Here is a 9,737-nt window from a genome sequence, read left to right on the forward strand (position 1 = left end):
TGACTACAAAACGAATGGAAGTATGGCCAGCACGGAAATTTGTGTCAAGTTTGTTAAAAACCGTTTTTTTATTTATTTTCAGGGGGTTGACACATTTTTTTATGGTCATAAAAAAACGGTATCACAAAAGTGATACCGTTTTATGAATGGTGCCGAAGGTGCCTCGAACCATCGGAGATAGTTGAGGTACTCACAATGAACCCCGCCAGCGGAGGGTCTGTGAGCCAGGACGAAAGCCGAAGCCACATCCTGCTGTTATAAATGGTGCCGAAGGCCGGACTCGAACCGGCACGGGTCTCCCCACCACCCCCTCAAGATGGCGTGTCTACCAATTCCACCACTTCGGCAAAAAGGCGGCCTATTGTAACCTCATGTTGTGCAACATGGCAGGCCTGAAATTGAAATGTTTTTACTCCGGGATATTACCAGTAGCATCAGTGTTCCCGAACTGACCATCTGTGGACTTCGGAACGGTCGGAACGTCTGTATCGACAGCCGGCACTTCCGTCTCGGGCACATCCGGTATCTGGGCGGCGGGTTGTCTTTCAGCCGGGATACTGATGTCAACGTCCTGGCTTTCCTGGACCGACTCACGTGTGAAATAAGCCAGGCTCAGGCTGGTGATAAAAAAGCCGGCGGCCAACACGGCTGTCAGGCGGGTCAGGAACGATGCCGAGCCCTGGCTACCAAATACGGTCCCCGAGGAGCCGCTGCCAAAGGCGGCACCGGCATCCGCCCCCTTGCCGTGCTGTATGAGTATGAGGGCTATCAGGCCGATGGCAAGAAGTACGTGAATAACAAGTAGAACTGTGAACATAATCCTTCAGCCTTTAAGGCGCGGCACTGCAGATCTTGAGGAAATCCTCAGCATCCAGTGAAGCACCGCCAATCAGCCCGCCATCAATATCGGGCTTGGAAAATAACTCGGTCGCGTTTGCCCCTTTGACACTGCCGCCGTAGAGGATCTGGACCTTGTCAGCGACAGCCGCGTCGTGCTCGGCAATACGGCTGCGGATGAAGGCGTGCACGTCCTGGGCCTGTTCCGGACTCGCGGTCATGCCGGTACCAATCGCCCAGACCGGCTCGTAGGCAATCACCCCGTCAGCCAGTGCGGCCACGCCTTCCAGCTCAATCACCGCATCCAGCTGGCGGGCAACCACTTCTTCAGTTATACCCTGCTCGCGCTCGGCAAGGGTCTCACCCACGCACAAAATCGGGGTCAGGCCGGCGGCACGGGCAACTGCATATTTTTGGGCCACCAGGGCATCGTCTTCACCATACAGGCTGCGACGCTCGGAATGACCAACAATCACATACTGGCAACCGAAGTCCTTGAGCATGGAGGCGGAAATCTCACCGGTAAAGGCGCCGGCGCTCTCCGTGGAGAGATTCTGGGCACCCAGACCGATTATTGTACCGGCAATCATCTGCTCGACATCCGCGAGAAAGACATAAGAAGGACAAACTACAACGGCAGACTTGGTGACATTGCCGAGACCGGCCTTGATACCGTCCAGCAACACCTTCACGCTGTCTCGAGAACCATTCATTTTCCAGTTCCCGGCTACCATAATCTGTCTTGCCATGCCTTTTTCCTCTAGGGTTTATTCGAAAGCGCGGCAAGCTTACCGGGGCAGCACTTAAAAATCAATCAGTGCGGCCATGCTAAGCGCGAAAATTTACCGTAAATGAAGGATATAGACCCCAACGCGCCTTAACCCGCCGTCGCCACCCGGGCCGTTTGTGCCGCGGCCTCGCGTACCGCCGTGGCCAGCTCCCCGGCAAGCCGGTCGACCAGTTCGGCATCCTGCCCTTCGACCATGACACGCAATAACGGCTCGGTACCCGAGGCACGCAACAGGATACGGCCGGTATCCGCAAGCTGCTCTTTCGCAGACTCCATGACGGCCTGCACTTCACTGGCCTGCGCAAGGTTAAAATCAGAATTCACGGGCACATTAAGCAGGGTCTGCGGATACTGGTGCATCCCGGCAGCGAGCTGGGCAAGACTTTTACCGGTGGTCTGCATGGCCCCCAGCACCTGCAAGGCAGCAACGGTACCGTCACCGGTGGTAGTTCGATCCAGACAAATAATATGCCCTGAACTCTCCCCACCAATGGCCCAGCCCCCCTGGCGAAGCATATCCATGACGTAACGATCGCCAACCCCGGCCCGCTTGAAGTCGATACCCTTTTCATTCAGGGCGTGCTCAAGACCGAGGTTACTCATGACAGTACCGACCACGGTGCCGTTAAGGGTACCTTCGCGCAAACGCGAGACCGCAATGATGTACAAGATTTGATCACCATCCACGAGTTCACCTTCGGCATCGACCATGATCAAGCGGTCACCGTCGCCGTCCAGAGCGATGCCGACATCTGCCTGGTTTGCCAGCACGGCGGCCTGCAGGGCCTGCGGCCTGGTCGAGCCAAAGCCCTCATTGATGTTCAGGCCGTCCGGTTCAGCACCAATGGTAATCACCTCTGCGCCCAGCTCGGCAAAGACGCTCGGTGCCACGTGATAAGTCGCGCCATGAGCACAGTCAATCACCAGCCGCATCCCCTTGAAGTTCATGCTTAACGGGATAGTGCTTTTACAAAACTCGATATAACGGCCCGAGGCATCGACCACGCGCGAAGCCTTGCCGAGTTTGGCCGAATCTACCGTGGTCATTGGTTTATCCAGCTCGGCCTCAATGGCCAACTCGACCTCATCCGGCAATTTGGTGCCATCGGCCGAGAAAAACTTGATGCCATTGTCGTAAAAGGGATTATGCGAGGCGCTGATGACAATGCCCGCGTTGGCGTGAAAGGTTCGCGTCAGGTAGGCAATCGCCGGTGTCGGCATCGGCCCCAGCAAACGGATATTGACCCCGGCGGCTGACAGGCCCGCCTCCAGCGCTGACTCGAACATGTAGCCGGAGATGCGCGTGTCTTTGCCAATCAGGACGGTGTTATTACCGCCGTTCGCCAGCACCCGGCCGGCCGCCCAGCCCAGGCGCATGATAAAGGCCGGGGTGACCGGCTCTATACCCACCCGGCCGCGTACACCGTCTGTTCCAAAATAACGTCTTGTCACTCTATATACCCTGACTATTAACCTTAGGACTATGGGGAGTATTTTAGCCTAAAACACGAGAAAAATATTGCTTAATCCGTCACATACCCGGTCTTCACTGCCATGACCGTCTTGACACAATCCACCGCGGCCCTCACATCATGGCTGCGCAGGATATGCACACCCTGCATAAGCGCGAGGGTCTGAAGTGCAATCGTGCCATACAGTCGCTGGTCTGGTTCAGCGCCCAGGATCCGCCCCAACATGGACTTGCGCGACACCCCGATCAACAGCGGCAGACCCGCCACCGTAAAGGCCGACAATTCGCGCATGAGCTGCAGGTTGTGTGCAAGGCTTTTGCCGAAACCAAACCCCGGGTCGAGGATAATCCTGTCACGCGCTATACCCGCCTGCTCACAGGCGGCAATCCGTGCCTGCAGGAAATCCTTCACCTCCAGGGTAACGTTCTCATAGGCCGGTTGCTTTTGCATGGTGCCGGGACTGCCCTGCATATGCATCAGGCATACCGGCACACCCAGGCTGGCCACCGTTTCAGTCGCACCTTCAGCACGCAAGGCATTGACGTCATTGATCAGACCCGCGCCGGCCGTAATCGCTGCGCGCATAACTGCCGGTTTGACCGTATCAATCGAAAGAGGTACATCAACTTCCTGGTGCAGCCTTTCGATAACAGGAATAACCCGGTCCAGTTCTTCATCAAGTGAAACCGCCTCGGCACCGGGACGTGTCGACTCACCACCAATATCAATAATGGCCGCACCCTCGGCACACATCTGCACGGCATGTCTGACGGCGGCATCGCCGGTATTGTGTTGCCCACCATCGGAAAACGAATCGGGCGTTACATTGAGGATGCCCATGACTTGCGGCGTACGCAGATCCAGAACGCGACCGTTACAATCAAGTTCGTTACTCATGCGCCGATTCTAAACGCTTTTGTGCCGTATATAAAACATGATGAGAAATTGATGATTGCTGGCTCATAGAAGCCTTGCAGGCTTCATTATAAGTACCCTAACCTTCGCCCCGAAGGTTCAAGGCAATTGCTGATTGATGATCAGATATGGGGTGCTCGTTCTTTTTGTCAAAAAGTTCTTCCTGACATGGGCTTTCTTACCGCAAAGCACGCTAAGAGCGCGAAGATATGAGGCTTACTTTGCGAAACTTCGCGCACTTTGCGGTAAATCCTTCAAATCATCAATCATCCATTCGCAATCATCAATCAAAAAAACGCCCCGCTATTGCGGGGCGTTTTTTAATACAGCCATGTTGGCCTAGTGCTCACTGGCGGGGTCACCGATTGGCGTATCACCCGTTTTGGCTTCCGCACCCTTGTCATTGGATGAGTCATCCGGGCTGCTGTCGCTTTTATCCGTCCAGTCTTCCGGTGGCCGTGGTACCTTGCCTTCCATGATGTCATTGATCTGACTCAGTTCAATCGTTTCATACTTAATCAGGGCCTGGGCCATGGTGTGCAGCTTGTCGATATTTTCCTTGAGCAGGGTTTCGGCACGTTCATAGTTACGGTCAATGAACTGACGAATCTCTTCATCGATGGCATGTGAAGTCTCATCAGAGACTTCCTTGTGCTTGGCCACCGAGTGACCGAGGAAGACTTCGCCTTCTTCCTCACTATAGGTTAACGGCCCGAGCTTTTGCGACAAGCCCCACTTGGTAACCATGTTACGGGCAATCTCTGTGGCCCGCTGGATATCGTTTGATGCACCGGTCGTTACCGCCTCCGGACCAAAGATAAGCTCTTCAGCAATACGCCCGCCAAACAGGGTTGATATCTGGCTCTCCAGACGGTTCTTGCTGTAGCTGTAACGATCCCCTTCCGGCAGGAACAGGGTGACACCCAAAGCGCGGCCACGCGGGATGATCGTCACCTTGTGGACGGGATCATGCTCCGGCACAAGGCGACCGATGATGGCATGCCCGGCTTCATGGTAGGCCGTGAGTTTTTTCTCCTCGTCGGTCATGACCATGGAACGACGCTCGGCGCCCATCATGATCTTGTCCTTGGCACGTTCAAAATCGTTCATGTCCACGGTGCGCTTGTTGGCGCGGGCCGCGAACAGGGCCGCTTCGTTGACGAGGTTCGCAAGATCAGCGCCCGAGAAACCCGGTGTGCCACGGGCGATGATGCGGGCATCAACGTCATCAGATATCGGCACCTTACGCATGTGGACCTTGAGGATCTGGTCCCGACCACGCACATCCGGCAGGGGCACGACGACCTGGCGGTCGAAACGACCCGGACGTAACAAGGCAGGGTCAAGTACATCAGGACGGTTGGTCGCGGCAATGACGATCACGCCCTCGTTGCCCTCAAAACCGTCCATTTCCACCAGCAGCTGGTTCAGGGTCTGTTCACGCTCATCGTGCCCGCCACCCAGACCGGCACCACGGTGTCGACCGACGGCATCGATTTCGTCAATGAAGATAATACACGGCGCCTGCTTCTTGGCCTGCTCGAACATATCGCGCACACGCGAGGCACCGACACCGACAAACATTTCAACAAAGTCAGAGCCGGAAATGGTAAAGAACGGTACCTTGGCCTCACCGGCAATCGCTCTGGCCAGCAGGGTCTTACCCGTACCCGGGTTACCGACCATGAGTACGCCACGCGGGATCTTGCCGCCCAGTTTCTGGAACTTGGACGGGTCACGCAGGAATTCCACCAGCTCGGAGACCTCATCCTTGGCCTCTTCGACCCCGGCAACATCATTAAAGGTAACCTTGATCTGATCTTCGCCGAGCATACGCGCACGGCTCTTGCCGAACGACATGGCACCGCGGCCACCGCCGCCGCCCTGCATCTGGCGCATAAAGAAGATCCAGACCCCAATCAGTAACAGGATGGGTAACAGGCTAAAGAACAGCTCGGTCAAAAAGCCCGGGCGTTCCGGCTCCTTGCCATTGACGATCACGCCGTTTTTCATCAAGTCGCCGATCAAGACCTGGTTCTCGGTCTCCGGACTGTAGGTCGTGAACTCGCTGCCATCCTGGTAGGCACCGCGAATATTCCGGCCCTGGATGGTCACGCTCTGGACACGCTGGCCCTTTACGTCGGAATAGAACTGCGAATAACTGACCTCCTTCGAGATAGCGTTCGGTGCCTGGAAGTTACTGAAGACGGCCACGAGAATCGTACCTATGACCACCCACAGAATGAGTGTTTTTCCCATATCACCCAATGTCTTAATCCTATTGTTTCGGTCCGAAACTGAACCTTATTTAAAGATAGTTTACCCCGCCAAATAAGCGGTGCAAGTTAAATCATGTTACGCCATTGAATCCGCGTCCGACCAGGTAGACCTCGCGTGAGCGCGGCCGCGAGGCTTTCGGTTTGCGCGACTGTACTTTTGTAAATGCCGCGCGCAGAGTGCGCAAATATTCATCAAAGCCTTCACCTTGAAACACCTTGACCAGTATATCGCCACCTTCGCGAAGAATCTTATTCGCCAAATCAAGCGTTAGTTCGGCCAAATACATGGCGCGAGGCTGATCCACACCGGACATACCACTCATATTGGGGGCCATATCCGACATTACAAGGTCTGCTTTCTGGCCGTTCAGGGTGAGCAGGAGTCGATTCAGCACCTCTTCCTCACGAAAATCACCCTCGATAATCTCCACATTAGCAAGCGAGGACATTGGCAGAATATCCAGCGCAATCACCCGGCCATGCTTGCCGACGAGGTTGGCCGCGAGCTGTGACCAGCCACCGGGGGCCGCACCGAGGTCAACGACTGTCATGCCGGGCTTGATGAGGCGGTCTTTTTCCTGAATTTCCAACAACTTGTAGATGGCGCGCGAACGATAGCCCTCTTTCTGGGCCATTTTCACGTATTCGTCATCAAAATGCTCTTTTAACCAGCGGCCACTGCTTTTACTGCGCGCCATATCTCTATCCTGTGGAAGGCGCTATACTCTGCGCCCTGTTTTTGCTCACCCGGACCCGTATTGTATGTCACTTTCCAACCAACAGATACGCCACCTGCGTGGCCTCGCTCATTCCCTGAAGGTCATCGTCAGTCTCGGTGCCAAGGGCCTGACTGATAGCGTACTCGATGAGATCGATAACGCCCTGTCACGGCATGAGTTGCTGAAGATCCGGGTCAATGTCGGTGATCGTGAAGAACGCGACGCGATCATCGAACAGATTATCGAGCGCACCGATGCCGAGCTGATCCAGCGCATAGGCCATATCGCCACCCTGTTTCGGCAGAACCCGGACAAGCCACGTATTGATCCGGGCAAGCGCTAAGGCTTGCTGAACGCAGTTTGGGTAAAGCCTCGTTTAACAGGCCACTCACTGATAACCGCACGTTTTTTCACATAAACAAGCACCACTTGCTGGTGCGACAATTTGACGCATTCTCCATCCCGCCCCTCGTAAATATACTGGCCCTGTTCCACTAATCCACGCCTTGATGCAGGACCGCATGGCATAAAGACAATACGAATACAGGCATGTTTACGCCCAGGGGTAAGAAATGAAATTCAGATACAGTTGCACGGCAGCCATCGTGCTTGGTGCATTGACGGGCAATCTTGCCAATGCAGAAGAGCTCCTTGAGACGGTAACCGTTACCGGGACCACAACACCCGCGACCCGTTTTATCGACACTGATCAGTCTGCCAGCCGGGAATCAGCCGACCTGCTGCGTGATATCCCGGGTGTATCCGGTTCACGCATGGGCGGTCACGGTACCGATCCTGTTATCCGTGGTCTCAGCCAGACTCGCCTCAATATCCTGCTCGATGGTGCCTATGTGCATGGCGGCTGCCCGAACCGCATGGATCCCCCGACAGCCTATGCCCCACCTTCCAGCTACGAAGACATCACCGTCATCAAGGGTGTACAAAGCCTCGAATTCGGTGGCGGCGGGCCAGGTGGCACGATTCTCTTTGAACGTCATACAGAACCCTTTAGTGACAATGAGAATATGCGAGCACGTCTTGAGGCCGGTTACCGCGGCAATGGTGATGGCCGGGATGTCGCCGCCGACATTGCCGCTGGTAATGAAAGTGCCTATGTCCGCTTATTAGGCTCTCGCATGAAATCGAACAATTACGAGGACGGTGATGGAAACGAAGTTCGTTCGGCTTACAAGGAAACCTCGGCCACCGCCCTGTTCGGCTATACCCCGAACGATAACACCCTGCTGGAACTGAGCATCGAACGTCAGGAAACACGCGATCTGCTGTTCGCCGGTGCCGGCATGGATTCACCACTGGCAGACAACGACACCTACCGCCTGAAATTCAAGACCTCTGCACCGGGCGGTCCACTGAGCAGCTTGCGTGCCGAGCTATACCGTTCCGAGGTCGAGCATGTCATGGACAACTATACCTTGCGGACTGCAGCAAACCCGATGATGTTAATGCGTGCACCGTCTACATCGGATACCACCGGTGGACGCCTGGTCACCGAAATGGATTCCAGGATCGGTGAGTGGAAACTGGGCATCGATTTTCAGAACAATGACCGCGATGCCACACGTACGAATGACGCCAACGACATGCTTAACTCGGTTCTGTGGCCCGGTGCGAGCATCGATCAACGCGGCCTGTTTGCCGAACTCACGCATGAACTCAGCAAAGACAATCGCGTGATTGTCGGCGGCCGTTATGATCATGTCCGTTCCGATGCGAGCAAGGCGGATCTTGTTCCGGACATGCCGAAATTGAGCCCGAATGCGCTATATGCCATCTACTACAACGGCGCCCAGGCCGAGAAGCGTACGGAACATAACCTGGGTGGTTTGTTGCGCCTGGAACACGACCTCAGCAATGGCCTTGGTATGATCTACGCCGGTCTTTCCCGCACGGTGCGAACCGCCGATGCCAGCGAAAGGTTTCTCGCCTCGAACAGCATGCAACCCAGCGGTCGCTGGGTAGGCAACCCGGACATCGATCCGGAAAAACATCATCAACTTGAAGTGGGCATGCAGTTACAGCGTAATGCCTGGGACCTGTCTGCCTCGGCCTACTACAACGATGTCGATGACTATATCCTCCGCGACCGCTTCCACCAGGCCGGCAACAACGCCACAATCTACCGCAATGTCGATGCGACCCTGTACGGTGCCGAAGTCAATGTCGGTTATCGCTGGACGACGAACTGGCGTAGTGATGTCGGCGTCGCTTATGTGCATGCAGATAATGATACCGATAACCGACCGGTTGCCCAGACCCCGCCACTCGAAGGCATCGCCAGCCTCGAGTACATAGGTGGTAACTGGGATGCTGGCGTACGTGTCCGCGCCGCCGCCAAACAGACACGCGTTGATGCTGACCCGTTAACCGGCAGCGGCCTGGACGTCGGCAAGACACCGGGCTGGACGGTCGTGGATATTTATGGCCGTTACGATGTCAGTCATAGCGTCGCGGTCAACTTCGGCATCGACAACCTGTTCGACAAGGCCTATGCCCAGCACCTTAACCGTTCCAGTGCCTTTGACCCGTTACAGGTACAGGTCAATGAACCAGGCACAAGTGCCTGGGTAAAACTGAGCGCAACATTCTAGGCACATGCTGCCAACGTTGTTGATAAATTAATAATGGAATTCACTGCTGTCCCGTTAATTCCCTCTCCCTTCGGGAGAGGGTTAGGGTGAGGGGATTTAGATTCGATAACACCTTG

General features: G+C 55.4%; 8 protein-coding genes and 1 tRNA gene. 2 read left to right on the forward strand and 7 right to left on the reverse strand.

Annotated features, from left to right (window positions below; all coding sequences use genetic code 11):
- Positions 1 to 262: 262 nt before the first annotated feature.
- The 7 genes from RQ738_RS00665 to rlmE form a co-directional block, all read right to left on the reverse strand.
- A tRNA-Leu gene (locus RQ738_RS00665) sits at positions 263 to 347 on the reverse strand.
- A gap of 62 nt (positions 348 to 409) precedes the next feature.
- Positions 410 to 817: a preprotein translocase subunit SecG gene (gene secG, locus RQ738_RS00670; protein WP_409929504.1), complete on the reverse strand. Its 408-nt coding sequence runs from the start codon at positions 815 to 817 to the stop codon at positions 410 to 412.
- Positions 818 to 830: 13 nt separating this feature from the next.
- Complete coding sequence (gene tpiA / locus RQ738_RS00675; protein WP_314161444.1) at positions 831 to 1,586, reverse strand: triose-phosphate isomerase; 756 nt, start codon at positions 1,584 to 1,586, stop codon at positions 831 to 833.
- A 128-nt stretch (positions 1,587 to 1,714) separates the two neighbouring features.
- On the reverse strand, positions 1,715 to 3,079 hold the full coding sequence (glmM, locus tag RQ738_RS00680; protein WP_314161445.1) for a phosphoglucosamine mutase: 1,365 nt from the start codon (positions 3,077 to 3,079) through the stop codon (positions 1,715 to 1,717).
- A gap of 71 nt (positions 3,080 to 3,150) precedes the next feature.
- Positions 3,151 to 3,996 carry a dihydropteroate synthase gene (folP, locus tag RQ738_RS00685; RefSeq protein WP_314161446.1) on the reverse strand — a complete coding sequence of 282 codons (846 nt, stop codon included), beginning with the start codon at positions 3,994 to 3,996 and terminating at the stop codon, positions 3,151 to 3,153.
- A 357-nt stretch (positions 3,997 to 4,353) separates the two neighbouring features.
- The gene (gene ftsH, locus RQ738_RS00690) at positions 4,354 to 6,273 is read right to left on the reverse strand and encodes an ATP-dependent zinc metalloprotease FtsH (RefSeq protein WP_314161447.1); all 1,920 of its coding nucleotides are present in this window, start codon (positions 6,271 to 6,273) and stop codon (positions 4,354 to 4,356) included.
- Positions 6,274 to 6,364: 91 nt separating this feature from the next.
- The gene (gene rlmE / locus RQ738_RS00695) at positions 6,365 to 6,991 is read right to left on the reverse strand and encodes a 23S rRNA (uridine(2552)-2'-O)-methyltransferase RlmE (protein ID WP_314161448.1); all 627 of its coding nucleotides are present in this window, start codon (positions 6,989 to 6,991) and stop codon (positions 6,365 to 6,367) included.
- Positions 6,992 to 7,055: 64 nt separating this feature from the next.
- On the opposite strand from rlmE, the gene yhbY reads away from it, so the two are divergent.
- Together yhbY and RQ738_RS00705 are read left to right on the forward strand one after the other, a co-directional pair.
- Complete coding sequence (gene yhbY / locus RQ738_RS00700; RefSeq protein WP_314161449.1) at positions 7,056 to 7,355, forward strand: ribosome assembly RNA-binding protein YhbY; 300 nt, start codon at positions 7,056 to 7,058, stop codon at positions 7,353 to 7,355.
- 229 nt (positions 7,356 to 7,584) lie between these two features.
- Positions 7,585 to 9,621 (forward strand): TonB-dependent copper receptor, encoded by a 2,037-nt coding sequence (locus RQ738_RS00705; protein ID WP_314161450.1) that lies wholly within the window; start codon positions 7,585 to 7,587, stop codon positions 9,619 to 9,621.
- Positions 9,622 to 9,737 lie beyond the last annotated feature (116 nt).

The organism is Sulfuriflexus sp., from assembly GCF_032250955.1.
In the GTDB taxonomy this organism is placed as follows: domain Bacteria; phylum Pseudomonadota; class Gammaproteobacteria; order AKS1; family AKS1; genus Sulfuriflexus.